Source organism: Methylobacterium sp. C1 (genome assembly GCF_001854385.1).
Classification (GTDB): Bacteria; Pseudomonadota; Alphaproteobacteria; order Rhizobiales; family Beijerinckiaceae; genus Methylobacterium; species Methylobacterium radiotolerans.
The window spans coordinates 759,237-784,955 of sequence record NZ_CP017640.1 but is presented as its reverse complement, the minus strand read 5'-3'; the positions used below and the strand labels follow the sequence as shown (position 1 = coordinate 784,955).

The window sequence follows — 25,719 nt, the reverse complement described above, 5'->3', positions numbered from 1 at the left end:
ATGATCGACCACGCCCTGTTCGACCCGGCGACGATCGATCCCGAGACGCTCCGGCTCAATGCCGAGATCGTCGCGGCGCACGCCGCGCTGCCCGATCCCTGGTCGCTGCCGATCGCCGAGGTTCGCGAGCGCCGCCGTCTGGGCACCAAGGCGGCCCCCGCCATGCCGCAAAGCGCCCGGGCGGAGTGGCTGACGATCGACGGGCCGGGCGGTCCGCTCAAGCTCCGCGTGGTCCGGCCCAAGCCCGGCGTGAAGCTGCGCGGCGCCTACCTGCACATTCACCGCGGCGGCTGGGTCTGGGGCTCCGCCGACGAGCAGGATCCCTGGCTGGAGCGCATCGCCGACACCTGCGGCTTCGTCGCCCTGTCGGTCGAGTATCGCCTCGCCCCCGAGCATCCCTATCCGGCGGCCCTGCTCGACTGCGAGGCCGCGGCCCTGTGGCTGGCCGGTCCGGGGAAGACCGAGTTCGGCATCCACGCCCTGACCATCGGCGGCGAGTCGGTGGGCGCGCACCTCGCCGTGATGGTGCTGCTGCGGCTGCGCGACAAACACAACCTCCCGCGGGCCTTCCGGGGCGCCAACCTCAACGCCGGCTTCTTCGATCTCGGCCTCACCCCGTCGGTGCGGAACTGGGGCGAGGAGCGGCTGGTCGTGAACACCCGCGACCTGACCAAGTTCGCCGACGGCTACGTCCGCGAGGGCATCGACCGGCGCCGGCCGGACGTGTCGCCGATCTACGCCGACCTGAAGGGCCTGCCGCCCGCCCTGTTCACCATCGGCACCGCCGATCCCCTCCTCGACGACACGCTGTACATGTCGGCGCGCTGGGCCGCGGCCGGCAATGGCGGACACACGGCGATCTATCCCGGCGGCTGCCATGTCTTCGCCCGCTACCCGAGCCCGATGAGCGAGCGGGCGCTGGAGCTGATCGACCGCTTCCTGATGGCGCTCGCCTGAGCGTCCCGTCCGAGATCCTGCCGGAAGGATTCCGCGCCTGGTTCGCGGGCCGCGGCTGGGCGCCCCGGTCGCACCAGCTCGATCTCCTGCGGATCGCCGGCGCCGGCCGCTCGGCGCTGCTGGTGGCGCCGACCGGGGCCGGCAAGACGCTGGCCGGCTTCCTGCCGAGTCTCGTCGACCTCGCCGAGCGCGGGCCGCAGAAGAAGGCGGCGGGCCTCCACACCCTCTACGTCTCGCCCCTGAAGGCGCTGGCGGTGGACATTGCCCGCAACCTCGACGCGCCGATCGCCGAGATGGCGCTGCCGGTGCGCGTCGAGACCCGCACCGGTGACACGCCGGCCCACAAGCGCACCCGCCAGATCAGCCGGCCGCCGGACATCCTTCTGACCACGCCCGAGCAGCTGGCCCTGCTGATCGCCCACCGCGAGGCGGCTGAGTTTTTTGCCGGACTGCGCTGCGTGGTGCTCGACGAGCTGCACGCGCTGGTCACCTCGAAGCGCGGCGACCTGCTGGCGCTGGCGCTGGCGCGGTTGCACCGGCTGAGCCCGGGACTGGCGGCGATCGGGCTTTCCGCGACGGTGCGGGAGCCGGACGAGCTGCGGAAGTATCTGGTGCCGCAGGGGCCGCTCCCCCCTCCTCCCTCTGCGAGCAGGCAACCGGGATCGCATCGCGACGAGGGTCATACGGCTGCGGAACATGACGGGGACCCCCTTGCCGGTGCAGGAGTGGGAAAGGGTGAGGGTCGGAGCCTTCCGGGAGGAGGCTCGGCCTCCTCGCGACTTTCTCCCGCACGGGAGAGGGCACCCGTCGAGACGCCCATGGCCGACCTCGTCACGGTGGCCGGCGGCGCGAAGGCGGATCTTCGCATGCTCGACCTCGGCCGGGCGCTGCCGATCTCCGGCCACACGGCCTGGCACTCGATGCCGGCAATCTACGAGCTCATCAAGGAACACCGGACCACGCTTGTCTTCGTGAACACCCGGCTCCAGGCCGAGTACACGTTCCAGGAGCTGTGGCGGCTCAACGAGGACGCGCTGCCGATCGCGATCCACCACGGCTCGCTCGATGCCCAGCAGCGCCGCCGGGTCGAGGCCGCCATGGCGGCAGGGCAGCTCCGCGCGATCGTCTGCACCGCAACCCTCGACCTCGGCATCGACTGGGGCGACGTCGACCTCGTGGTCAATGTCGGCGCGCCGAAGGGGGCGAGCCGGATCATGCAGCGGATCGGCCGCGCCAACCACCGCATGGACGAGCCCTCGAAGGCCTACCTCGTCCCGGGCAACCGCTTCGAGATGCTGGAGTGCCAGGCGGCGCTGGACGCCGTCGAGGAGGCCGCGCAGGACACGCCCGACGCCCGCCAGGGCGCCCTCGACGTCCTCGCCCAGCACGTGCTCGGCATGGCCTGCGCCGACGCCTTCGACCCGCTCGAGCTCTACGACGAGATCGTCTCGGCCGCGCCCTACGCCGGTCTCTCCTGGGAAGCGTTCGAGCAGGTCGTCGACTACGTCGCGACCGGCGGCTACGCGCTGCGCGCCTACGAGCGGTTCGCGAAGATCCTGCGCGGGCCGGACGGGCTCTGGCGCGTCCGCGACGCCCGCACCGCGCAGGCCTACCGGATGAATGTCGGCACCATCGTGGAGGCGGCGCGGGTGAAGGTCCGGCTCGGCCGGACCCTGCGCGGCAAGCCCGGCACGGTGTTGCCGAAGACCGGCCGGGTGCTCGGCGAGATCGAGGACGAGTTCGCCGAGACGCTCACCGTCGGCGACACGTTCCTGTTCGCGGGCGAGACCCTGCGGTTCGAGGGGCTCTCCGAGGACGAGTGCCTCGTCACCCGCGCGCCGGCCGGCACCGATCCGGCGATCCCGTCCTACGCGGGCGCAAAGTTCCCGCTCTCGACCTTCCTGGCCGCGCGGGTCCGGGCGCTCATCGCCGACCCGTTCGCGTGGGACCGGCTGCCGAAGCAGATCGGCGAGTACCTGCTGCAGCAGCGCCGACGCTCGGTCTTGCCGGGCGAGCGCGACCTCCTCGTGGAGACGTTCCCGCGGGGCAAGCGCTTCTACCTGACCGCCTTCCCGTTCGAGGGCCGCCTCGCCCACCAGACGCTGGGCATGCTGCTGACCCGGCGCCTGGAGCGCGCCGGCCTGCGGCCCCTCGGCTTCGCGGCCAACGATTACGGCATCGCCATCTGGTCGACCCGCGACGTCTCGGAGCGCGCCGCGATCGATCCGGACTTCATCGGCGACCTGTTCGCGGTCGACATGCTGGGCGACGACCTCGAGGCGTGGCTCGACGAATCCGCCATGATGAAGCGCACGTTCCGCCAGTGCGCGGTGATCGCCGGCCTGATCGAGCGCCACCATCCGGGTCAGAAGAAGTCCGGCCGGCAGGTCACGATCTCGACCGATCTGATCTACGACGTGCTGCGCAAGCACCAGCCCGACCACCTCCTGCTGCGGGCGGCGCGGCAGGATGCGGCAACCGGACTCCTCGACGTGAGGCGCCTCGGCATGATGCTAGAGCGCATCCAGGGGCGAATCATCCACAGGTCTCTCGACCGGGTCTCGCCGCTCTCCGTGTCCGTGATGCTCGAGATCGGGCGCGAGCGGGTCTACGGCGAGGGCGCCGACGAGATCCTGGCCGAGGCCGAGGCGGAGCTTCTCCAAGAGGCTCTGTCCTGACCGCCGATCCGCCCTCCCCCGACGACACCGAGGATGCGATCTTGGCGGCCGGCCTGAGACTCGAGAAGACTCACAAGCACCCCACCCTGCTTCTCGCGGGCGAGACCCTGGTGCTCGACCTCTGCGGCGGCCTCTGGCTGCCGGAGCACCGGACGCTGATCGTGTCCGATCTCCATCTGGAGAAGGGCTCGTCCTACGCGGCCCGCTCCGGCCAGTTCCTGCCGCCCTACGACACCCGCGAGACGCTCGCCTGCCTGCACGAGGCGGTGGTGCGCCACGATCCCGCCCGCGTGGTCGCGCTGGGCGATTCCTTCCACGACGCCCGCGGTCCCGAGCGCATGGAGCCCGGCGACCGCGCCCTGGTGGCGGCCCTGCAGGAGGGGCGGGACTGGGTCTGGATCGCCGGCAACCACGACGCGGCCGTGAACGAGGGCGTGGGCGGCCGTTACGCCGACGCGCTCACGCTGGGCGGCCTCATCCTGCGCCACGAGCCGAGCCCGGAGCCCGTCCCCGGTGAGATCGCGGGCCATCTCCATCCCTGCGGGAAGGTGGCGATGCGCGGGCGAGCGGTGCGCCGCCGCTGCTTCGTCACGGACGGCACCCGCCTCGTCATGCCGGCCTTCGGAGCCTACGCGGGCGGCCTGAACGTCCGCGGCAGGGCGATCGAGAGCCTGTTCCCCGACGGGTTCACCGCCCATCTCCTCGGAGACGGGCGGGTCTTCGCCATCGGCCGGGCGCAGCTCGCCCGGGATTGAGCCGCGCGGATCAGGCCGTCTTCATGAAGCGGATCACGCTCTCCGACAGGCTCGTCGAGTGGCCGGCGAGGCTCTCGGCGATGCCCTGGACCGTCTGCGCCAGCTGACCGGTGGCGTTGGCGGCCTCGGAAACGCCGCCGATATTGCCCGCCATCTCGTGGGTCGAGACCGCCTGCTCCTCGACGGCGCTCGCCATCGCCAGGGTAAGCTTGGACAGTTCGTCCACCGCCGCGGTGATCATCTCGATGGCGCCCACGGCGTCGCCGGTGGCGCTCTGGATCGCCGAGACCTGCTGGGTGATCTCGCCGGTCGCCTTGGCCGTCTGCTCGGCGAGTGCCTTCACCTCGGAGGCGACGACCGCGAAGCCGCGTCCGGCGGCGCCGGCCCGGGCCGCCTCGATCGTGGCGTTCAGCGCCAGCAGGTTGGTCTGGTCGGCGATCGACTTGATCATGCTCACCACCGCGTCGACCTTGCGGGCGTTCTCGGCGAGCTGGCGCATGGTCGCGTCGGTCGTCCCCGCCTGGGCGGCGATCTGCTGCGCGCGCTCCGAGACCCGCCCGACCTGGCCGGAAATTTCCTGGATCGCGCCGTTCATCTGCTCGGAGCTCGACGCGACCGACGAGGCCTTGTGGCGCGCGGATTCGGCTGACTGCATCAGGCCCTCGGCCGAGCTCTGCATCTCCTGGATGGCGGAGCCGACGGCCTCCACGACGCGCTTGACGTCGGTCTCCATGTTCACCTGCGCGGTGACCACCGCCCAGGTCAGCATCGGGCCGAGGTACTGCCCCTTCTCGTCGTTCACCGCCGTGACCCGCAGGTTGAGGGTCTCGGGCCCGACCCTGATCTTGGTGCTGTGCGGCAGCCGGCTCGCGTCCGCCAGCATGGTGCGCTGGTGGCTCGGGTTCTTGTGGAAGATATCGAAGGAGCGGCCGAGCATGTCGTCGACTCTGACCGGCAGGTGCTGGTCGATCGTGCCGAGCGTCTTGCGCGACGTGGCGTTCATGTAGTCGATCTTGAAGTTGTCCTTCAGGTCGGCCGTCATGACGGCCACCGGTACGTTGTCGATCATCGTCAGGAGCCGATTGATCTCCTTCTTCTTCGCGGAGATGTCCGCGGCGAACTTTACGACCTTGATCGGCTTGCCCCGCGCGTCGAGGACGGGATTGTACGTCGCCTCGAGCCAGACCGAGTCGCCCTCCTTGTCGAGGCGCAGGAACTCGCCCGTGACGTACTGACCGTCCTTGAGCTTGTCCCAGAACGCGGCGTACTCCGCGGTCTCGGCATAGCTCTTGTCCACGAAGATGCGGTGATGCCGGCTCTGGACGTCGCTGAGGCTGTACTTCATCAGCCGCAGGAAGTTCTGGTTCGCGTGGAGGACGGTCCCGTCCATCGAGAATTCGATGATCGCGAGTGAGCGGTCCAGGGCGTCGATCTTGGCCTGGGCCTCGTTGAAGACAGTACGATTGAACATGGTCCCGCTCGCGTTCCCCCCGCGCCGGGTCTAGCGCCGCATCGTTAATGAATTGCTTATTTCGGAATTCGTTCAGGTTAAGCGCGGGCGAAGATCGAACGAATGCTTGCGACGCCGTGTCCGCTCTGTGCTCGTGTCCGGACCGGCGCCGCCCTCGGCGGCTGAGATGCGATGTGGTGTTTCCAATGCTATAATTTTTCGGTCAATATTAGAACCAGCCCCGCATGCGGAAGTATATGATCGGCGCGACCGCGCTCAAGAGGATCAGGCCGAGCGCGTAGGGATATCCGAGAGCCCAATCCAGCTCGGGCATGTGCTTGAAGTTCATGCCGTAGATCGACGCGATCAGCGTCGGCGGGACGCCGACCACCGAGACCACGGTGAGGACCCGGAAGACGTTGTTCTGCTCGATCGTGATGAGGCCGAGGGCGGCGTCGAGCAGGAACTGGACGTTCTCGGCGAGCCGCGTCTCGAACTCGTCGAGGGACTCGATGTCCCGCTTGATCGTCTCGAAGCGGGAATCCTCCGGCAGGCCGAGGCCGTCGCAGGCCGCGGCGACGAACGGGATGATCCGTTCGAGGCCGAGCAGGCTCGACCGGATCTTTCCCAGAACCTTCCCGCGGTTGCTGATGCCGCGCAGGATCCGGCGCAGGGCGAGATCGCGGCGCCGGGGCGGGGGGCGCTCCAGGCGCCGCCGCTCGGCACCGCGGACGTCGAAGTCGAAGATGCGGGTGGAGAGCGTGTCGAGCTCGGATCCCATGTCTTCCAGGGCGTCGGCGAGGCTGTCGACCAGCTCTTCCAGGACGACGAGGAAGATCTCGCTGGGTGTCGTGCTGCCGTCGCCGTCCGCGATGCGCTTCGCGGAGGTCTCGAAGGCGCGCAGCTCGTGGAAGCGGATCGTGACGAGGTGATCCTTGGTCAGCAGGAAGCCCAGCGGCTTCAGCTGCGACGCGCTCTGCTCGAAGGTGATCATCGGCGTCGAGAGCGAGAGCCCGCCCTTCACCCGGCGCAGGCGGCTCGACGTCTCCACTTCCGAGAGCGCCGCCCGGGACGGCACGCGCAGACCGGTCGCGGCCTCGACCGCTGCGGCCTCTTCCGGCGTGGGATCGTTCAGGTCGAGCCACACGGTGTCGCGCGCGACCGGCCTGCCGGGTTGCAGCGCCACCGGGCCTTCGGGTCCGTGCAGGCTCAGCATGAGAGCGCGTTATCCATGAGGGGGAAAGGAGCCGCCGGCGCGTCATCGCACCGTCGCGCGGGGGTGCGACAGCCTTGACTCGGAACCCGCCCGCGCCTATCTCGCGGCCGTCTTTGGCACTCGCCGAGACAGAGTGCTAACAGTCGAGTTCGCGAGCGGTCCCGCCGGCCGCATCAACGCCAACTCCAGACCTGAAGCAAGAGGGCAGCTCATGAAGTTCCGTCCGCTGCACGACCGCGTGGTCGTCCGTCGCATCGAGAGCGAAGAGAAGACCAAGGGCGGCATCATCATCCCGGACACCGCCAAGGAGAAGCCGCAGGAGGGCGAAGTCGTCGCCGTCGGCCCCGGCGCCCGCGACGAGCAGGGCCGCGTCAACGCGCTCGACGTGAAGGCCGGCGACCGCGTCCTGTTCGGCAAGTGGTCCGGCACCGAGGTCAAGATCGACGGTCAGGACCTCCTGATCATGAAGGAATCCGACATCATGGGCGTCGTCGCCCTCTGATCGGATCACCCGTCATCGCCCTTTGAGGCCGTCCCGGCCTTGGGGTTCAACCAGTAGCTAAGAGGCACACAATGGCAGCGAAAGACGTTCGTTTCTCCGCCGACGCCCGCGATAAGATGCTGCGCGGCGTCGACATCCTCGCGGATGCGGTGAAGGTGACGCTCGGCCCGAAGGGCCGCAACGTCGTGATCGAGAAGAGCTTCGGCGCCCCGCGCATCACCAAGGACGGTGTGACGGTCGCCAAGGAGATCGAGCTCGCCGACAAGTTCGAGAACATGGGCGCCCAGATGGTGCGCGAAGTGGCCTCGAAGACCAACGACATCGCGGGTGACGGCACCACCACCGCGACCGTGCTGGCCCAGGCCATCGTCCGCGAGGGCGCCAAGTACGTCGCCGCCGGCATCAACCCGATGGACCTGAAGCGCGGCATCGACCTCGCCACCCAGGCGGCCGTCAAGGACATCACCTCGCGCGCCAAGAAGGTCTCGACCTCCGACGAGGTCGCCCAGGTCGGCACGATCTCCGCCAACGGCGACAAGGAGATCGGCGAGATGATCGCCCACGCCATGCAGAAGGTGGGCAACGAGGGCGTGATCACGGTCGAGGAGGCCAAGACGGCCGAGACCGAGCTCGACGTCGTCGAGGGCATGCAGTTCGACCGCGGCTACCTCTCCCCGTACTTCATCACGAACGCGGAGAAGATGGTCGCCGAGCTCGAGGACCCCTACATCCTCATCCACGAGAAGAAGCTCTCCTCGCTCCAGGCCATGCTGCCGGTGCTCGAGGCCGTTGTTCAGACCGGCAAGCCGCTCCTGATCATCGCCGAGGACATCGAGGGCGAGGCGCTCGCCACGCTCGTCGTCAACAAGCTCCGCGGCGGCCTGAAGGTCGCGGCCGTCAAGGCGCCGGGCTTCGGTGATCGCCGCAAGGCGATGCTCGAGGACATCGCGATCCTGACCAAGGGCCAGATGATCGCCGAGGATCTCGGCATCAAACTCGAGAACGTGACGCTCCCCATGCTCGGCCGCGCCAAGCGCGTGCGCATCGAGAAGGAGAACACCACGATCATCGACGGCGTCGGCGAGAAGTCCGACATCGAGGGCCGCATCTCGCAGATCAAGGCGCAGATCGAGGAGACCACCTCGGACTACGACCGTGAGAAGCTGCAGGAGCGTCTGGCCAAGCTCGCGGGCGGCGTCGCGGTGATCCGCGTCGGCGGCGCGACCGAGGTCGAGGTGAAGGAGAAGAAGGACCGCGTCGACGACGCCCTCAACGCCACCCGCGCGGCGGTCGAGGAAGGCATCGTCCCCGGCGGCGGCACCGCGCTGCTGCGCGCCAAGAAGGCGGTCGCCGAGCTGAAGTCCGACATCCCGGACGTTCAGGCCGGCATCAAGATCGTCCTCAAGGCTCTCGAGGCCCCGCTCCGCCAGATCGCCCAGAACGCGGGCGTGGAAGGGTCGATCGTGGTCGGCAAGATCACCGACAACACCTCCTCGGAGACCTTCGGCTTCAACGCCCAGACCGAAGAGTACGTCGACATGATCCAGGCCGGCATCGTCGACCCGGCCAAGGTGGTGCGCACCGCTCTGCAGGACGCGGCTTCGGTCGCCGGCCTGCTGGTCACCACCGAGGCGATGGTCGCCGACGCGCCGAAGAAGGACAGCCCCGCTCCGGCCATGCCGGGCGGCGGCATGGGCGGCATGGACTTCTAAGTCCGCGCCACCGCGCATGACGGGGGAAAGGGGTCGCCGTGAGGCGGCCCCTTTTCTTTTGATGGCGGCACGCTCCAGCGGCGCGCGAGGCGCAGTCCGGTCAGCCTCATCGGCCGTGACGCGGCGAAGCCCGCGCCGCGAGGCGCGCCCACACAGTAGCGATCAAGGATTGCCGGACGCGGCCGGTCGCCCGGACCGGAATTTCGAAGTTCAGGCTGTGGTCGATCAGGTTTCGGATCCCGTCCTGATCGGGGCCTTCCCCGCCGACCTCGATGAACTCCAGGATCCAGGCATGGATCGCCGCGTGATCCGATGGATCGGGATCCGCAGCGAGAATAAGCCGGCCACCGTGTATCCAGTCATCGCGGAGGGCAGCCGAATCCCTGGCGGATGAAGTCATGGCCTGACCTCGCGGTCGCGCTCGACGCCGCCGCTCCATCCTCGCGTCCGCAGGCGGTACTTGGGGCGCCGATCACGCTTGGCGGAGGCTCGACGCGGGCGAGGACGCCGCGTCCGCGGGGAGATCAAGCCTGCTCCCGCCGCGTGATCGCGCGGAGGTCGAGGGAGGGGGCAGCAGCGCGGATCGCGTCCGCGCGGCGGGCTCGCCGACCGTTTCGGATCCGGGGAGCCGAGGCCCGGCGCCGCCCCGCGGCGGGTCGGGCGGCCGGCCCAAACGAGAAACGGGACGGCTCGCGCCGTCCCGTTCAGGGGCCTACCTATCGGCCAAGGAAGATCGAAGCCAGTCGCTGGAGCAGGCCCCGCGGTGCGGGCGGAGGCTCGCTCTGCCCAGGACCGTCCCCGATCTAAGCGTTGGCGGCGAAGGGGTGCTGCGCGGAGTTGCGCTGCTCGGTGACCGTCGAGGCCTTCGGCTCGCCGTTGACGGCGCGCTGGATCGACAGCTTGGTGGCCTCGTAGTTGTACTTCTGGATCTTGGCGTCGTCGGCCGCCTCCCAGTGGATGAACACGCCGACCAGGATGTACAGGTCGTCGGCCTCGTCCGCCGGGATGATGCCCTCGGCCACCGCGTCCTGCACAGCCTTGGCAACGCCGTGCTGGGCCGGGCCGAACATCTGGACGGCCTGACGGGCGTCGTTGATGGTGACCTTGTTGAACATCAGGGTGTTCGGCTTGCACGGCAGGTTCGGCGCGATGACCGCGAGCAGGCTGGTGAAGCCGTGCTTGTTGTTCACGAGGCCGTTGCAGAAGGCCGTCTCAGCCGGCGAACCGCGCGGTCCGATGATGAGGTCGATGTGGGCGACCTCGTTGCCGTCGCCGACGAGGGCCTCGCCGACCTGAACCTTGGTGATCTTCGCCATTCGGTGTCTCTCCCTGGATTCCGAAATAGAGCCGCGCGCCGGGCGGTGCCGCGGCCGGGAAGCCATCCTTGTTATCGGCGCCCGACCATGCCGGCCGAGCCGGATGGGCCGAGCCGGTTGGGCCGGACAGCGCGGCGGACCCTACAGCGGGGCCCTGCGGCTCACAACCCGCGCAAGGCTCTGACACGGAGGAATTTCCATCCGTCCGGCGCTATGAACACCGGATCGTGCACGCGGCTCAGGCCAGCCGGGCACCGGCGCCCGCGAGCGCGTCCCAGAACAGCGTCGCGACGGTGAAATCCGCGCTCGTACCGGGATTGATCGACCGCCCTTTCAGCGACGCGTCGAGGGCCAGCAGCGCGTCCACCGGCCGCGCGGCGAGGTCGATCCCGGCGAGCGTCGCTTCTACCTCCCGGCGGACGCCCTCGGCCGCGGCCGCGCCGTGCTTGCGGGCGACGTGGCTGTCCGGGACGGCGCGCAGGAAGGCGAGGTGGATCGCAGTCGTGCACCAAGTCGGGTCGAGCCCGGCGGTGCGGGCCTCGCGCAGGGCCGCGAGCCCGATCGCCGGCACGTCCGCGAAACCCGTGACGTAGGCGCGGGCGATCCGGTCCCGGTCGGCGGCCTCCGCCATGGCGTCTCGCAGCGATCCGGGCGCCGGCTCGGCAACGTCGTGCCGGGCGGCCTCGCCGAGGCCGCCCGGATTGGCGCGCCGGATGCCCGCGAAGACGGCCTCCGCATCCGCGCCGTCCAGGGTGTCGAGCACCGAGGCGACGGTCCGCCCACGCTCGGCCGCGACCGCGAGCGGCGCGCAGAGCAGCAGGATGCCGAGATTGGTGTTCTGGCCCACCGCCGCCATGGTGGCGGCGACGCCGTCGCGGACCCGCGTCCCGACGCCCGCGCCCGCTCTGGCCAGGGCGGGCGCCGAGACGTCGGCACTCGTGACGAAATCCGCCAGCACCATGCGGTGGCCGGGCGCGTGGGCGTGGACGTTGCCGGGCTTGAGGGCGTCGAGCTCCGCGAGGCAGGCCGCTTGGTACAGCGTGCCGATCAGGGCCGGATCGAGGCCGCCCCCGCTCATGCCACCACGAGCCGAGGACGGCTGGCACCGCGGGCCGCGGCGAGGAAACCGCGCACCACCGCGGCGGCGATGTCGGTCTCGCACACGGTCTGCAGGCCCGACCAGGCCGGCATCGAGTTGACCTCGAGGACCGAGAACCCGCCCTCCCCGTCCTCAACGAGGTCGACGCCGGAATAGTCGACGCCGACCGCGGCGGCCGCCGCCTCGGCCAGCTCGGCGGCGCCGTGCGGCATCGCCCAGGGGAGCGGCCGGCCGCCCCGGTGGACGTTGGTGATCCAGCCGTCGCCCTCGCGGATCATGCCGGCGATGGCCCGGCCGTCGCAGACGAACACCCGGTAGTCGCGCCACAGGCCGTCCCGGCGCGGCACGTAGCGCTGGAGGTAGTAGACCCGCGCCACCGACTCCTCGTCGGGCAGGTCCTCCGGGCGCTCGATCAGGGCGAGCCCCTCCCCTTGCGAGCCGAACAGCGGCTTCAGGACCAGCGGCGCGCCCGGACGCGCCTCGGCGGCGACCAAGGCCGCGGCCGCCTCGCGCTTCGAGAACACCCAGGTGGCCGGCGTGGGCAGCCCGGCGCGATCGATGAGCAGCGAGGTCGCCGCCTTGTCCACCGAGCGCTCGATCGCGGTCGGCGCGTTCCAGACGGTGACACCCGCCGCGACCAGCGCGTGCAGTACGCCGAGCCGCATCGTCGTCGCCTCGAAGGTCCCGCCCGCGATGGTTCGCATCAGGACGCCGTCCGGCAGCGCGTCCGGGAAGCCCGGAACGCGGAGAGGTTCGGCGCCGCCCGTCACGACGGCCACGTCGGCGAGCGAGAACAGCACCGGCTCGACGCCGTTCGCGCGCAGGGCGGCGAGCAGGCGGCTCTTGTGCCAGGTGCCGTTATCGGCCGCGAGCCCGATGCGCATGGGTGTCCTGATCGTCACGGCGCCGCCCGCCTCCGGGGCGGCCCAGGGAGATGTCACTGAGCGGGGCCGGACTCCCCGTCCCGTGCGGGAGAGCGAGCCCGGCTCGCCTCTCAGGCGAAGGACGCGTCCACCAGCGTCGGCTCCAGGCGGCCGCCGCGATAGGTCGCGCCGGAGCGCACCGACGTGACGATCGCCTCGGCCGGCGAGAACAGGGCGCCGTCGATCTTGTAGAAGTCGCCGTTCACCCGCGCAAAGATCTCGGCGAAGGGCGCGCCGTGGTCGCTCGACGTCGTCGAGGGCAGCTGCTCGGCGAGCTGCTTGGCGTCGGCATCGTCGGCATCCACGAAGAGCTGGACCCGCCCGCCGTAGATGATCGCGTCGTTGGTGCGGCCCATCGCCTTGATGAAGTCCGGGTGCGGCGGCGACAGCGGCGCCGAGCCGATCCCGTCCACGATGGCGTGCAGGTCGAAGCCGACCGTGTGAGCCTTGTGGAGGGCGACCTCGAGGACGCGGGCGACGACCTGGGTGGAGCCCGCGAGGCTCTGCGTCGGCGCGTAGATGAAGGTCAGGTCCTCGGGCTTGAGGCCGGAGGCCTCGGCGACCTTGGCGACGACGCTCTCCGGCGGGCCGCCCGCCGCCTCCAGAACGAGGGCGGTCTTGGTGGCGGAATCGCGGAAGCCGAGCTCCTGGTAGAGATCCTCGACGGCCGCCACGGCGCGGCCCGGGCCCGAGCCGAGGGCGAAGAAGCCGGAATCACCGGTCTCGTCCGCGAGGCTCCAGCCGGCGTACTGGCTGCCCAGGCAGGCGAGCACCGGGTCGGCGGAATGCACCGTCACCGAGTAGGGCCAGGACGCAATCGGCCCGCTCGGCGCGATGGTGACGGTGCCGAGGCCGCCGAGGCAGATCTCGGCGATGCGCCGCCCGGCCTCGATCGAGCCCCGCGCCTGCGCGCCGGCATCGACCATGCGGGCGCCGCCGGCGGCCTGCGACACGGACAGCCGCAGCGTCGGCGCATCGGCTACGAGCCGCTCGACCAGGGGGCCTGAGAGCGCGTTGATGCTGGGATAGGACTGGCTGGCACTCATGACGGGGCTTCCTCGGGGTGTGTTTTCTTCGCCGCGCAGACGGCCCGCAGGTGTGCCGTCCGCGTTTCCAACAGGGCGAGCACCTCCGCCCGGTCCGCGCCTTCGGCCAGCACCGTGCAGAGCGGCGCGTCGCGGCGGACCGCCGAGCCGGGGCACGGGCGGTCGCGCACACAGTCCGGCCAGTCGATGTCCGGCACAGGCGCAAGCTCACGGTCCGCGTAACAGATCTGCGCGGCCGCCGCACCCGCCGGATGCGGTCCGGGATCCGGCATCGTGCCCAGGCAGGCGGCGATGTGGGCCGCGAGCAGCGGCGTCCCGCGCCGGTCCAGGACGTCGAGGGTCGCGCCGGGCCGCGGGTTGATCTCGGTGAGCCACCAGTCGGCCCCGTCGACCAGCAGGTCGGCGCTGGCGAGGCCGCGCAGGCCCGTCGCGGCGACGATCCTCTCGATGCCGGCGGCGACGGCCTCGACGACCGAAGCGGGAAGCGCCGGGGCTTCTCCGGCGCCGCGGACGAGCGCCCCGGCATAGCGGAACGGGCGGATCGGCGACGGCGCGCACCACTGCTCGGTGACCGCGAGGACGCGGATCGTGCGCCCGTCGGCGAGGACGTTCAGGGCGTGCGGCCGCCCCGGCACGCGCGCCTGGAAGTAGTAGCCCGGCGGCGCGAGCGACCGCGTGGCCGGCCGGATGTGGCTGCCGCCGGAGCCCCCGGCCCGCTTGAGCAGCCAGAACGCGGGATCCGCCGGCGGCCCGGCCGCCAAGGCCGGATGCGGCACGCCGAGGCGCGCGCACAGGGCCGCGAAGGCCACGGGATCCTTCAGGGCGGCGACGGTCCCGGCCGAGGCGCCGATGAGCCGGTGCCGCGCGGAGAGGCGCGCGATCAGGTCGGGCGCGTCCTCGAAGCCGCTGCCCAGGATCAGGCCGACCGGGTTCCCGGCCCGCGCCGCGAGGTCGTCGAGCGCCGCCAGGGTGGCGTCGGCGGCGGGGGCGGTGCCGAAGCGGCCCGGCAGTTGCCGGTAGGCCTCGGCCAGCACGCGGGTGTCGGAATCGCCGAACAGGTCGGCGACGTAGGGCCGAAGCCCCGCGCGTCGCGCCGCCTCGGCCAGGGCGCGCCCGGCCTGCGCGGCGATCAGGACCGCGTCCGCCATCGGCATCCGGTCCGGGAGCGGCCTAGCCGGCGATCTCCACGGCGAGCTCGTAGGCGTCGCGGAAGTCGAGGCACAGCGGCGTGTCGGAGGCGAGCATCCGGTCGAACAGGCGCCGCTGCGTCTTGTACTTCACGTCGCCGACGGCCAGCGCGCCGATGCCGACCCCCTTGCCGGTGGGCAGCGCGACGTCCACCGCGTTGACGTCGATCCCCGCGATGCCGGCGGGCGGCACGGCGTTGACGTCGGACGCCACGAGCAGCTTCGGCGCGGATTTCAGATCCTCCGCGGTGAGGATCGGGATGCCCGCCGGGCCGGCCGAGAGGATGACGTCGGCGTCGCGGATGGCCGCGCGCCGGTCGTCGGGCGTCGTGCCGTCGACGGCGCCGACCTCGATGCCGAAGCGCCACTTCATCGTGAAGGCGATCTTCGAGACGCGCTCCTCGCCGTCGTGGCCGACCAGGACGGTGGTCGCGCCCTGCAGGGCGCCGATCACCGCGGCCACGTAGGCGACGACGCCCGCGCCGCCGAAGATCACGATGCGCTTGCCCTTGAGGTCGGTGTTGAACTTCTGCCGCAGGGCGCGGGAGACCTGCGCCACCATGGCGGCGCCGGTGGTGAACGAGCCCGCCGGGTCGGCGAACACGTGGTTCACGAAGGGCGGCACGAAGGCCTTCTTGGCGCGGTCGACCATGTCGAGGGCGTCCTCGGCGTTCTTGCCGCCGATGAAGATGCCCGTTCGCGTCCCGTCGGCCGGCGACCGCGAGAAGATCGAATCCTGGGTCAGGGTGACGACGTCGGCGAGGCTGACCTCCGCGTAGGTCACCACCGTCTCGAAGCCGGCATCCACGGCCATGTTCACGTCGAACGGGCTCATGTGCCGGAGCGGCGTCAGCATGTGGAGGATCGAGCGGGCCATGGAATCCTCGTGCGGCGCGCGAGAGAGGCGCCTTCCCTCCGTCCAAACCCGGAGCGGCGCCCCGGGTCAAGCCCGGGGCGGCCGGCTCACGCCGGACCGGTTACCGAAGCGCCACCGTTGCGGCCGCGGGCGATGACGAACCGGAGGGGGCCGCCGCGATCGAGGCTGGCCACCAGGGCGCGGGCCTCCGCCTCGGACGGGACCAGCGCGAAGCCGGTCGGCCCCCAGGAGGACTGGCCGTAGCCCGCGACGCCCCGCGCGGCGACGCTGGCGAGCGCCTCCGCCACCGCGGCGCTGGCGTAGCGACCGCCCTGATGGGGCGCGAAATGGTCGCCGATCAGCGTCTGGATCCGGGTGATGCCGGCGCCGAAGCCCTGCGGCTCCGCCAGGGCGACGGCGGGCAGCACCTGCATCAGCGCGATCCGGCAGATCTCGGCGGCCTGGGCCTCGGGGAAGCGCGGCAGGTCGCGGAAGGCCTCGACCTCGCGCGTCCCGTGCACGCCGGCCATGCTCGGATCGAGGATCAGGACGATCCGCCAGGCCTCGGGATAGGGCAGGCGCGCGATCACCGGCGGCGGCCCGCCATCCGCGCCGCGGCCGCCGTCGACGATGAGGCCGCCCTCGGTGAAGGCGCACAGGCCGACGCCGGACCGGTTGCCCCGGTCCAGGGTCGCCGCGAAGGATTCCGCCGCGAAGGGCTCGCCGTTCAGGCGGGCCATCGCGGCCGTCACCGCGAGGGCGAGCTGCGTGCCCGAGCCGAACCCGGCATGGGCCGGGATCACCCGCTCGACCGCGATGGCGACGTCGCCGCCGCGCCCGAGATGGGCGGCGGCGGCCCCGACGTAGCCGCGGACGCGGTCGGCCTCGGGACCCGTGACGTCGGGCCGGGGCGCCCGGCGGGCGGTCAGGACCAGCGACGGCGCGTCGATGGCCAGCCCGATGCTGCCGAAGCGGCGGCCGAGCCCGCCGTGCAGGTCCAGGAACCCGAAATGCAGCCGCGCCGGCGCCTCGACCCGCACGGCACCGTCCGCCGCCGCCTCGTTCCGTTCGGGGACCTCGCCCAACGCACTTCCCTCGAATCCCGCAGGTCCGGCGCCCGCGCGGCGCGCTTTTCACACGCGTCCCCGGACCGGGCAACGTGGGCGCGCGCGGATCGTGCCCGCCGGCGGCGCAGAACAGACCGCCCGGAGCGACCGCAAGGCCGTCCCGCGGCGCCGATGCCCCGCGATCCGGGGCCCGGTCGCGGCGCCGCGCGCGGCGGCGAACCGATACCCGCGATTCACTTCCCGACGCGCAACGCCGCCGGACCCCCTTGCCGCGGTGCGCGGATGAATGCAAACCTAAGGCCGCGACGGCGCGCCGAGTTTGCCGCCTGCCCGGACACGCCGGGCGGATGAGCCATTCCGATTCGGTGGGGAACCCTCGGGCTCGAGGGGCACCCGCTTCGTCCGGTCTTACGGCCGTCGCCCGCTCCGAAACCAAGCAAGAACGTTGCGAGAGGGAGCATGGCAGCCTGGGTGAAGGGTGGCGCGACGGACGCTGGCACCGCCATCGAGGCGGCCGCGTCCCTGCTCGCCAAGGCGCGCGCGCCGGTGATCGCCGGCCTCAGCGCCGACGTGGCCGCGATCCGCGCGGCCTACGATCTCGCGGGCCGCATCGGCGCCTCCGTCGACACCGCCGGCTCGGCCGGCACCTACGCGGAACTCGGATCGCTGAGCCGGGTCGGGGCGCTGACCTCGACGCCCGCCGAGGCTGTCGGCCGCGCCGACGTGGTGCTGGTGGTGGGCGCCGCCCCCTGGCAGGCGCCGCTCCTGAAGCGCCTCGTCGACGGCAAGCCGAGCCGCGGTCGCGCCGCCGGGTCGGACCGCACCCTTCTGGCCGTCGGCGCCAACGCCACCGCGTCGCTGTCCTGGCCGGCCGAGGGCGGGCTGACCGAGGCGGTCGGCGTGCTGCGCGCCCACGCCCGCGGCCACCTGGCCGGCGACGATCTGCCCGGCCAGATCGCCGCCCGGCTCGCCGCCGCGCAGTACGGCGTGCTCCTCTACGACGCGGCCGAACTCGGCGAGGTCGGCATCGAGATGCTCCAGGGCCTCGCCATGGAGCTCAGCGAGACGACGCGCTGCTTCACCCTCGCGGTCGGCGGCACCGGTCAGGACCGGGTGGTGGTGCCGGTCTCGGCCTGGCTCACCGGGCAGGCGCCGCGCAGCGGCTTCGGGCGCCGCGTGCCCGAGCACGATCCCTGGCGCTTCGACGCCGCCCGGCAGGTCGCCGCCGGCGAGGTCGACGCGGTCCTCTGGCTCGGCGCCGTCCCGGTGTCGCGCCCGGACTGGTTGTCGAACATCCCCTCCGTCGCGCTGGTCGCGGACGGTGAGGCCAAGGCCGCCGAGGTGGTGATCTCGGTCGGCCAGCCCGGCCGCGACCACGGCGGCGTGTTGTGGAACGAGCAGCGCGCCGCGCTGACTTTCTGGCCGGCCTCGGCGCCGTCGGATCTGCCGTCGGCCGCGTCGGTGCTGGGCGCCCTCAGGGAGCGCCTGGTCACGGGCCCGGCCGCGTCGAGGAGTGAACCCGCATGCTGAGCGTGATCCGGGGCGGGCGCGTCGTCGATCCGACCGCGTCCCGCGATTCCGTGGGCGACGTCTGGATCGAGGACGGCCGCGTCGTCGATCCGCCGGGCCGCGAGCCCGACGCGGTGATCGACGCCGCCGGCTGCGTGGTGATGGCCGGCGGCGTCGAGGTGCACTCGCACATCGCCGGCGGCAACGTGATCACCTCGCGGCTGCTGCTGCCGGACCTCTACGTCAGCGAGGCGGCGCCCGACGGCCATCCCTTCGCCCACGCGGGCGGCGCGGCGGCCTGGATCGGCTCGACCTACGCGCGGATGGGCTACACGACGGCCGTCGAGCCGGCGATGCCGCCGACCCACGCGCTGGGCACGCAGCTCGAACTCGCCGACATCCCGCTCCTCGACCGCGGCGCCCTGACCGTAATGGGCAACGACGACCAGCTCCTGCAGCTCCTGCGCGAGCGCCAGGGCGGCAACGCCGTGCGCGACCTCGTCGCCCTGTCGGTCGCCCAGTCGCGCGGCCTCGGGGTGAAGTGCATCAACGCGGGCGGCGCCTCCGCCTTCAAGGACGGGGCCCTGCGCCTGTCGCTCGACGACGAGATCCCCTGCTACGGTCTCTCGACCCGGCAGATCATGGGCTCGCTCCTCGACGCGGTCGAGGAGATCGGCGTCCCGCACCCGCTGCACGTCCACTGCAACAACCTGGGCCTGCCCGGAGCCGACGACAGCTTCATGGCGACGCTCGACGCGGCGGAGGGGCGGCGCATCCACTTCGCCCACGCGCAGTTCTACGCCTACGGCGCGGTCGACCCGGCCAATCCCGGCACCGGCGGCTTCCGCTCGGCCGCCGAGCGGATCGCCCAGGCGATCACCGACAACCCGAACGCCACCCTCGATATCGGGCAGGTCGTGTTCGGCCAGACCGTGACGGTGTCCCTCGACATCCTCCGCCAGTTCGCCGGCCGCAAGGGCGCCAAGCCGAAGAAGTGGGTCCTGAACGCGGGCGACGCCGAGGGCGGCGGCGTGGTGCCGTTCCTGTACCGGCCCCGGGGCCCGACCAGCTCGCTGCAATGGGCGATCGGCCTGGAGATCATGCTGCTCTCCACCGACCCGGAGCGGACGATCCTGACCACCGACCACCCGAACGGCGGCCCGTTCACGCAGTACCCGCGCATCATCCACCTGCTGATGGACAAGTCGGAGCGCGACCGCGAGATCGCGACGCTGCCGAGCGTCGTGGGGGAGCGCTCGAGCCTGCCGGGACTGGAGCGCGAGTACACGCTCTCGGAGATCGCGCAGCTGACCCGGTCCGGACCGGCGAAGCTCCTCGGCCTCGCCGACCGCGGCCACCTGCGGGCCGGCGCCCGGGCCGACGTCGCGGTCTACCGCGACGACGCGAACCGCACCGCGATGTTCACCGCGGCCAAGCTCGTCCTGAAGGACGGCGTGCCGATCGTCGAGGACGGCGAGGTCGTGGAGTGGCGCGCCGGTCGCACGCTGTCGCTGACCGTCGAGTCCGACAAGGCCATGGCGAAGCGCGCCGACACCTACCTCACGGAGCGGTTCGGCGAGGGTCTCGACAGCTTCGCCGTGCCCGACGCGGCCTTCGGCGAGGGCCGGGAGACTTTCGAGGCGGTGCCATGCCGGGCGTGATCAGCGGGGCGAGCCGCGGGAAGTACGATGTCTGACCTCACCCTCAACGGCATCCCGGTCGTCGACACCTTCGCGGAGGCGTTCGACGTGGCCGGCACGGCCATCATCGTCACGAACGACACCGCCAAGTGGGCGATGATCGCCGCGACCACGATGACGGGCTTCGCCACCTCGGTCATCGGCTGCGGCGCCGAGGCCGGCATCGACGCCGAGCTGTCGCCGGAGGAGACTCCGGACGGGCGGCCCGGCGTGCGCATCCTGCTGTTCGGCTTCGAGCCGAACGGCCTGAAGGACCAGCTGATCAAGCGGGTCGGCCAGTGCATCCTCACCTGCCCGGGCACCGCCTGCTACGCGGGCGTCGACGGGCCGACCAAGATCAAGCTCGGCGGCGCGATCCGGTACTTCGGCGACGGCTTCGCGGTGGCCAAGCGCCTGCACGACGCCACCGGCAAGGCCCGGCGCTACTGGCGCATCCCGGTGATGGACGGCGAGTTCCTCTGCGAGGACGCGGTCCGGGCCGTCGACGGCGCGGTCGGCGGCGGCAACCTGCTGTTCCTCGGCCGCACCCACGCCGAGACACTCAAGGTCGCCGAGATCGCCGTCGAGGCCGCCAAGGCGGTGCCGGGCGCGATCCTCCCGTTCCCCGGCGGCATCGTCCGCTCCGGCTCCAAGGTCGGCGGCCGGACCAAGGGCATGATGGCCTCGACCAACGACGCCTACTGCCCGACCCTGAAGGGCCGCGCCGGCTCGGCGCTGCCGGCCGAGTGCGGCGTGGTCTTGGAGATCGTGATCGACGCCCTCACCTCGCAGGGCGTGTCCGACTCGATGCGCGCCGGCCTGCACGCCGCCACCGAGATCGGCGGCAAGCACGGCCTGATCGCCGTCACGGCCGGCAATTACGGCGGCAATCTCGGCCGCCACCACTACCACCTGCGCGACCTGATCGCGCGCGACGACGCCAAGCCGGAGGGCTGAGCCGTGAGCACCCTCACCCTGCGCGCGGCCCCGCCCGAGCGGCTGGACCTCCTGAACATCAACCCGCTCGCCCTGAGCCGCTTGTCCCAGGGCGAGGTCGAGCGCCTCGAGATCGGCACGACCCGCACCGGCGTGCGCCTCGGCGACTGCTTCGCGGTCGCGCTGGACGGTTCCGACACCCTGACCATCGAGGGCGGCCACGAGCGCCTCGACCGTGTCGGCGCGTCGCTGGCCGAGGGCACGATCCGGGTCACCGGCGATGTCGGCCAGCGCCTCGGGGCCGGCATGGCGGGCGGCAGCCTGATCGTCACCGGCAATGCCGGGCCCTACGCGGCCTCCGGCGCCACGGGCGGCACGATCACCGTCGAGGGCGACGCCGGTGACTATGCCGGGGGCGCGGTCTACGCCGCGAAGGCGGGCCTCGACGGCGCGACGCTGATCATCCGCGGTGCGGCCGGCGCGCATCTCGGCGACCGGATGCGGCGCGGGACGATCGTGGCCGGGCGCGCGGGGGCGTACGCCGGCTCGCGCATGATCGCCGGCACGCTGGTGGCGCTCGCGGTCGGCGACCACCCCGGCTTCGGCATGCGCCGCGGGACGCTCCTCGTCGGCGCCCACGGCCGGATGTCGCCGACCTTCGTGGAGACCGGGACGCACGACCTCGTGTTCCTGCGGCTGCTGGCCAAGGCCCTGCGCGGCCTGAGCGCCGAGCACGCCGACCTTCTGGGCAAGCCGCTGCGCCGCTATTCCGGCGACCTCGCGACGATCGCCAAGGGCGAGATCTGGGTCGCGGCCTGACGTCGCCTGGGCAATGGGCGTGGGCGCGTCCTATTCTCCCGTCCAAGCCGGCCCGCTCGAGGCCGGCAGCCCGGGGAGGCGCCCATGCTGCTGCTGCTGTCGATCTGTCTCGTCGCCCAGCCCTCGACCTGCCGCGAGGACCGGATCGAGATGTCCTTCGAGAAATCGAGCCCTTTCGTGTGCCTGCGCAACTCGCAGAGCGCGCTCGCGACCTGGCAGGCCGCGCATCCGGAATGGCACGTGGAGCGGTGGCGCTGCGCCGCCAAGGGCAGCCTGCCGAAGGACCTGTGACGACGCCCTCGACGGCACCTTGGTTCGGCGACCCGGCGGTGCCATGCTCGGGCTCGCCCGCGGAGCGGGATTGAGGGCGGGACGGGGACGATGCGCTCGCTGAAGGTCCGCTTCGCGCTGCTGCTCGGCGGCACCGCCATCGTGGTGGTGCTGGCCGCCGCGGCCGCGCTGGCGGCGATCGGGGCGGCGGAGCGGACCGTCGACCGGACCCTCGAGGCTCAGCGGCGCCTGGAGCTGCTGGCCGAGCTGTCCGGCCGCCTCACCCAGTTCGGTCTCGCGGCCGTGGAGACCGTCGGCAACCCCGACGGCCAGCCCGAGGCGATGGCGATCGCCCGCGACAACGCCGATCGGGCCCTGACCACCGTGGACGAGGCGCTCGCCAAGAGCTTCCCGCCGAGCGACGACCCGGCCGACCGGATGCAGTACGCCGCGCGCACCCGCCCGATGGCGCAGCTGCGCGCGGCCCGCGCGGTGCTGGACCGGCAGGTCTCGCTGATCAGCCGCCAGACCGATCAGGAGCGGCGTCAGGACGCGATCAAGGGCGCGCTCAACGGCTTCGGCGCCATGACCGGCCAGCCCCTCTCCTTCCTCATCGAGGCCGAGCGGCGCAGCATGGCGCTCGGCTCCGAGCAGGCCCGGGCGCTGTCCGAGCGCCTGCGGGTGGCCGCCGCGGCCGCGGTGGCGGCGGCCCTGGTGCTGCTGGCGATCCTGTACCGGGGCGTCACCCGGCCGACCCTGGCGCGCATCGAGGAGGTCCGCCGCGCCGCGAGCGCCATCGGCCACGGCGCCCTCGACACGCGCCTCTCCGTCGCCACGCGGGACGAGCTCGGCCTGCTGATGACCAACGTCAACCGCATGGCCGCCCGGCTGGCACGGCGGGAATCGCGGGTCGCGGCCGACCGGGCGGCGCTGGAGGACACGGTGGCGGCGCGCACCGCCGACCTGCGCGCCGCCAACGCCCGGCTGGAGGCGGTCGATCAGTCCCGCCGCCGCTTCTTCGCCGATGTCAGCCACGAGCTGCGCACGCCCCTGACGGTGATCCTGGGCGAGTGCGACCTCGCCCTGCGCGGCGCGTCCCGGGGCGCCGATCCGGGGCCGGTCTTCGCCACAATCAAGAAGCGGGCGCAGCGCCTCAAGCTGCGCGTCGAGGACCTTCTCCGCGTCGCCCGCTCGGAGTCCGGCGAGATCGCGTTCGACAAGCGCCGTCTGGGGCTCGCCCAAGTCCTCGCGGAGGCCGTGGACAACATGAGCTCCGAGGCGGCGCGCCGCCGGGTCGGTCTCACCCTCGATCCGGGCAGCCGGGACGTCGAGAGCCTCGCCGACCGCGAGTGGATGCGCCAGACGGTCGAGAGCCTCGTCGACAACGCGCTCCGCCACGCCGCCGGCCTCACCCGGGTCGAGGTCGCCCTGGCGGCAGGTCCGGGACCGGTCGGGCGGATCACCATCACGGATGATGGTCCCGGCTTCGGTGCCCCGGAGGAGGCGCTGTTCGAGCGCTTCAAGCGCGGCACGGGCGCCGGGCCGGACGAGACCGGGTTCGGCATCGGGCTCGCCCTGGCGCGCTGGATCGTCGAGCAGCACGGCGGCACGATCCGACTCGGGCCCGGGCCGGACGGACGCGGGGCCCGGGTCACCCTGGACATCCCGGCCTGCGATCCGGCATGGGAAACGGGCGCGGCCGACGGCGCTGCTGTCGGTGCCCGAGTGGGCGCGCAGGTGAAGGAGTCGGCCGCATGACGCGGATCCTGATCGTCGAGGACGATATCGACATTCGCGGCCTCCTCGCCCGGGGTCTCGAAGCCGAGGGATTCGAGGTCGGGACGGCGGCCTGCGTCGACGAAGCGCTGAAGGCCGCCCACGATCCGGCCCCGGGCGCCGTGCTCCTCGACATCAACCTCCCGGACGGATCGGGCCACGACGTCTGCCGGTCCCTGCGGGAGGGCGGCTTCCCCGGAGCGATCCTGTTCCTCTCTGCCCGGGACGAGATCCGCGACCGCGCCGAAGGCCTGGCGCTCGGCGCCGACGACTACATCGTCAAGCCGTTCGAGTTCGACGAATTGGTCGCCCGCCTGCGGACCCATCTGATGCGGCGCGAGCAGGCGGAGGCGCCGCGCTCGCGCATCACCGCCGGCAAGCTGATGCTCGACCTCGAGACCCGGCAAGCGAGCTGCGGCGAGGCCAGCGCCCGCCTCACGCCCCGCGAGGCCGACCTGCTCGCCATGCTGATGGAGAATATCGGCAAGCCGGTCTCCCGCGCCGACATCTTCGACCGGCTCTGGGCCAGCCAGGGCGGGCTCTCCCTCAACGTGGTCGACGTCTATATCGGCTACCTGCGCTCCAAGATGGCCGATTTCGTGCGCTACGGCGGGCCGGGCCTCGTCACCGTGCGCGGCAAAGGATTCATGCTCGAACTGCGCGGTCCCGACTTCCGCCAGTGAGCCACTGTACTTTAGTCGCAGGGTCGCCTGTTTCGTGATGGTTTCCTGACGCTTAGGAAGTCTCTCACGAAAAATTTGGGAGGATCCGGCAACTTAGTGCTTGAAGCCCGCGCGTGAATCGTCGATACCTCTCTCGCGCCGGAAATGAGAGCGCCATCAGTGTCTTAGGGTCCTCTTAGGATCCGCGCGACACGCGGTGATGATATCGCCTGAGGAGAAACACCATGAAGTGGGCTGCCCCGATCGTGTCCGAGATCTGCGTCGGCATGGAAGTGACGAGCTACGAGTCGGCCGAGATCGACACCTTCAACTGAGTTTTACGGGCCGGGGATCTCGGGAGCCGCACCATGCGCGTCGTGATCCTCGGTTCCGCGGCCGGCGGCGGCCTTCCCCAGTGGAATTGCCGCTGCCCCATCTGCACGCTGGCGCGGTCCGAACCGGACCGGGTGCGGCCCCGAACCCAGTCGAGCATCGCGGTCTCTGCGGACGGGTCGGATTGGCTGCTGATCAACGCCTCGCCGGATATCCGGCAACAGCTCTTCGACAATCCGCAGATGCATCCGCGCGAGGGCCTGCGCCACTCGCCGATCCGCGCGGTTCTCCTGACCAACGGCGACGTCGACCATGTCGCGGGTCTCCTGACCCTGCGCGAAGGTCAGCCCTACACGCTCTACGGCACGCGCGGGATCCTCGACTCCGTCAATGCCAACCGCGTCTTCGACGTGATGGCCGAGGGCGTCGTCGCCCGGCAGCCGATCGGCATGGACCAACGCTTCGAGCCCCTGCCCGGCCTGTCGGTCACCCTCTTCCCGGTGCCCGGCAAGGTGCCGCTCTGGCTGGAGGACGAGACGATGGAGATCGGTGGCGAGACCGAGACCACCGTCGGGGCCTTGATCGAGGCCGGTGGCCGCCGCCTCGCCTACATTCCCGGTTGTGCCCGGGTGACGGACGGTCTGCGCGCGCGGATCGCGGGCGTCGACGCTCTGCTGTTCGACGGAACCGTCCTGCACGATGACGACATGATCCGGGCCGGCGTCGGTACCAAGACCGGATGGCGCATGGGTCACGTGCCGATGCGCGGCGCGAACGGCTCGATCGACGCCTTGGCGGCGGTCGAGATCGGGCGGCGCGTCTTCGTGCACATCAACAACACCAACCCGGTGCTGGTCGAAGGATCGCCGGAGCGGGTGGATGTCGAGGCGGCCGGCTGGACCGTGGCGCACGACGGGCTGTGTCTGTCGCTGTAGGCGGTGCGCGGTCGGGATCCCCGACCCGGACCCCAC

General features: G+C 71.7%; 24 protein-coding genes. 14 read left to right on the top strand and 10 right to left on the bottom strand.

The features are described 5' to 3' along the window. From BKE41_RS03620 to pdeM, 3 genes are read left to right on the top strand one after another with little or no spacing between them, the layout of a single operon-like run. Entirely contained in the window at positions 1-957 is a 957-nt protein-coding gene (locus BKE41_RS03620) for an alpha/beta hydrolase (RefSeq protein WP_070998542.1), read from the top strand. Further along, positions 954-3,635 carry a ligase-associated DNA damage response DEXH box helicase gene (locus BKE41_RS03615; RefSeq protein WP_107645330.1) on the top strand — a complete coding sequence of 894 codons (2,682 nt, stop codon included), beginning with the start codon at positions 954-956 and terminating at the stop codon, positions 3,633-3,635. Before BKE41_RS03620 ends, BKE41_RS03615 begins: the two co-directional genes overlap by 4 nt. A 41-nt stretch (positions 3,636-3,676) precedes the next feature. After that, positions 3,677-4,390, top strand: coding sequence for a ligase-associated DNA damage response endonuclease PdeM (pdeM, locus tag BKE41_RS03610; protein WP_070998539.1), 714 nt, complete (start codon positions 3,677-3,679; stop codon positions 4,388-4,390). A gap of 10 nt (positions 4,391-4,400) precedes the next feature. Here the strand turns inward: pdeM and BKE41_RS03605 are convergent, their stop codons facing one another. Both BKE41_RS03605 and BKE41_RS03600 read right to left on the bottom strand, forming a co-directional pair. Next, positions 4,401-5,861 carry a PAS domain-containing methyl-accepting chemotaxis protein gene (locus BKE41_RS03605; RefSeq protein WP_024831083.1) on the bottom strand — a complete coding sequence of 487 codons (1,461 nt, stop codon included), beginning with the start codon at positions 5,859-5,861 and terminating at the stop codon, positions 4,401-4,403. 208 nt (positions 5,862-6,069) lie between these two features. Beyond that, a complete protein-coding gene (locus BKE41_RS03600) occupies positions 6,070-7,056 on the bottom strand; it encodes a CorA family divalent cation transporter (RefSeq protein ID WP_029358410.1) in 987 nt (328 codons plus the stop codon). Between the two features lie 211 nt (positions 7,057-7,267). Between BKE41_RS03600 and groES the strand changes: the two genes are divergently transcribed. Both groES and groL read left to right on the top strand, forming a co-directional pair. Further along, the gene (gene groES / locus BKE41_RS03595) at positions 7,268-7,558 is read left to right on the top strand and encodes a co-chaperone GroES (protein ID WP_012317542.1); all 291 of its coding nucleotides are present in this window, start codon (positions 7,268-7,270) and stop codon (positions 7,556-7,558) included. A gap of 71 nt (positions 7,559-7,629) precedes the next feature. Continuing rightward, positions 7,630-9,270 carry a chaperonin GroEL gene (gene groL, locus BKE41_RS03590; protein WP_058606288.1) on the top strand — a complete coding sequence of 547 codons (1,641 nt, stop codon included), beginning with the start codon at positions 7,630-7,632 and terminating at the stop codon, positions 9,268-9,270. A 106-nt stretch (positions 9,271-9,376) separates the two neighbouring features. Here the strand turns inward: groL and BKE41_RS03585 are convergent, their stop codons facing one another. From BKE41_RS03585 to BKE41_RS03550, 8 genes are all read right to left on the bottom strand, one after another. Next, on the bottom strand, positions 9,377-9,670 hold the full coding sequence (locus tag BKE41_RS03585; protein WP_070998537.1) for a hypothetical protein: 294 nt from the start codon (positions 9,668-9,670) through the stop codon (positions 9,377-9,379). Positions 9,671-10,073: 403 nt separating this feature from the next. Further along, positions 10,074-10,586 carry a 5,6,7,8-tetrahydromethanopterin hydro-lyase gene (gene fae / locus BKE41_RS03580; RefSeq protein ID WP_012317540.1) on the bottom strand — a complete coding sequence of 171 codons (513 nt, stop codon included), beginning with the start codon at positions 10,584-10,586 and terminating at the stop codon, positions 10,074-10,076. A 238-nt stretch (positions 10,587-10,824) separates the two neighbouring features. Continuing rightward, positions 10,825-11,664 (bottom strand): triphosphoribosyl-dephospho-CoA synthase, encoded by an 840-nt coding sequence (locus BKE41_RS03575; protein WP_070998534.1) that lies wholly within the window; start codon positions 11,662-11,664, stop codon positions 10,825-10,827. Next, a complete protein-coding gene (locus tag BKE41_RS03570; RefSeq protein ID WP_070998532.1) occupies positions 11,661-12,569 on the bottom strand; it encodes a RimK family alpha-L-glutamate ligase in 909 nt (302 codons plus the stop codon). Before BKE41_RS03570 ends, BKE41_RS03575 begins: the two co-directional genes overlap by 4 nt. A gap of 110 nt (positions 12,570-12,679) precedes the next feature. After that, a complete protein-coding gene (mch, locus tag BKE41_RS03565) occupies positions 12,680-13,654 on the bottom strand; it encodes a methenyltetrahydromethanopterin cyclohydrolase (RefSeq protein ID WP_012317537.1) in 975 nt (324 codons plus the stop codon). Beyond that, positions 13,651-14,802, bottom strand: coding sequence for an ATP-grasp domain-containing protein (locus BKE41_RS03560; protein WP_071000626.1), 1,152 nt, complete (start codon positions 14,800-14,802; stop codon positions 13,651-13,653). Before BKE41_RS03560 ends, mch begins: the two co-directional genes overlap by 4 nt. 22 nt (positions 14,803-14,824) lie before the next feature. Further along, positions 14,825-15,718: an NAD(P)-dependent methylenetetrahydromethanopterin dehydrogenase gene (locus BKE41_RS03555; RefSeq protein ID WP_056521160.1), complete on the bottom strand. Its 894-nt coding sequence runs from the start codon at positions 15,716-15,718 to the stop codon at positions 14,825-14,827. A gap of 86 nt (positions 15,719-15,804) precedes the next feature. Next, the gene (locus tag BKE41_RS03550) at positions 15,805-16,782 is read right to left on the bottom strand and encodes a beta-ribofuranosylaminobenzene 5'-phosphate synthase family protein (protein ID WP_058606291.1); all 978 of its coding nucleotides are present in this window, start codon (positions 16,780-16,782) and stop codon (positions 15,805-15,807) included. A gap of 441 nt (positions 16,783-17,223) precedes the next feature. On the opposite strand from BKE41_RS03550, the gene BKE41_RS03545 reads away from it, so the two are divergent. From BKE41_RS03545 to pqqB, 9 genes are all read left to right on the top strand, one after another. Then, positions 17,224-18,294, top strand: coding sequence for a formyltransferase (locus BKE41_RS03545; protein WP_070998530.1), 1,071 nt, complete (start codon positions 17,224-17,226; stop codon positions 18,292-18,294). Next, entirely contained in the window at positions 18,288-19,934 is a 1,647-nt protein-coding gene (locus BKE41_RS03540) for a formylmethanofuran dehydrogenase subunit A (protein ID WP_012317532.1), read from the top strand. Before BKE41_RS03545 ends, BKE41_RS03540 begins: the two co-directional genes overlap by 7 nt. A 27-nt stretch (positions 19,935-19,961) precedes the next feature. Next, positions 19,962-20,909, top strand: a complete 948-nt coding sequence (gene fhcD, locus BKE41_RS03535; protein ID WP_012317531.1) for a formylmethanofuran--tetrahydromethanopterin N-formyltransferase — start codon at positions 19,962-19,964, stop codon at positions 20,907-20,909. Between the two features lie 3 nt (positions 20,910-20,912). Next, the gene (locus tag BKE41_RS03530; RefSeq protein WP_012317530.1) at positions 20,913-21,707 is read left to right on the top strand and encodes a formylmethanofuran dehydrogenase subunit C; all 795 of its coding nucleotides are present in this window, start codon (positions 20,913-20,915) and stop codon (positions 21,705-21,707) included. Between the two features lie 84 nt (positions 21,708-21,791). Continuing rightward, positions 21,792-21,998, top strand: a complete 207-nt coding sequence (locus BKE41_RS03525) for a hypothetical protein (RefSeq protein WP_012317529.1) — start codon at positions 21,792-21,794, stop codon at positions 21,996-21,998. Positions 21,999-22,088: 90 nt separating this feature from the next. Next, positions 22,089-23,735 carry an ATP-binding protein gene (locus tag BKE41_RS03520; RefSeq protein ID WP_012317528.1) on the top strand — a complete coding sequence of 549 codons (1,647 nt, stop codon included), beginning with the start codon at positions 22,089-22,091 and terminating at the stop codon, positions 23,733-23,735. Beyond that, positions 23,732-24,436 (top strand): response regulator transcription factor, encoded by a 705-nt coding sequence (locus tag BKE41_RS03515; protein WP_012317527.1) that lies wholly within the window; start codon positions 23,732-23,734, stop codon positions 24,434-24,436. Before BKE41_RS03520 ends, BKE41_RS03515 begins: the two co-directional genes overlap by 4 nt. Positions 24,437-24,660: 224 nt before the next feature. Beyond that, positions 24,661-24,750: a pyrroloquinoline quinone precursor peptide PqqA gene (pqqA, locus tag BKE41_RS03510; protein ID WP_012317526.1), complete on the top strand. Its 90-nt coding sequence runs from the start codon at positions 24,661-24,663 to the stop codon at positions 24,748-24,750. Between the two features lie 33 nt (positions 24,751-24,783). Beyond that, positions 24,784-25,683 carry a pyrroloquinoline quinone biosynthesis protein PqqB gene (pqqB, locus tag BKE41_RS03505; protein ID WP_070998528.1) on the top strand — a complete coding sequence of 300 codons (900 nt, stop codon included), beginning with the start codon at positions 24,784-24,786 and terminating at the stop codon, positions 25,681-25,683. Positions 25,684-25,719: the final 36 nt, after the last annotated feature.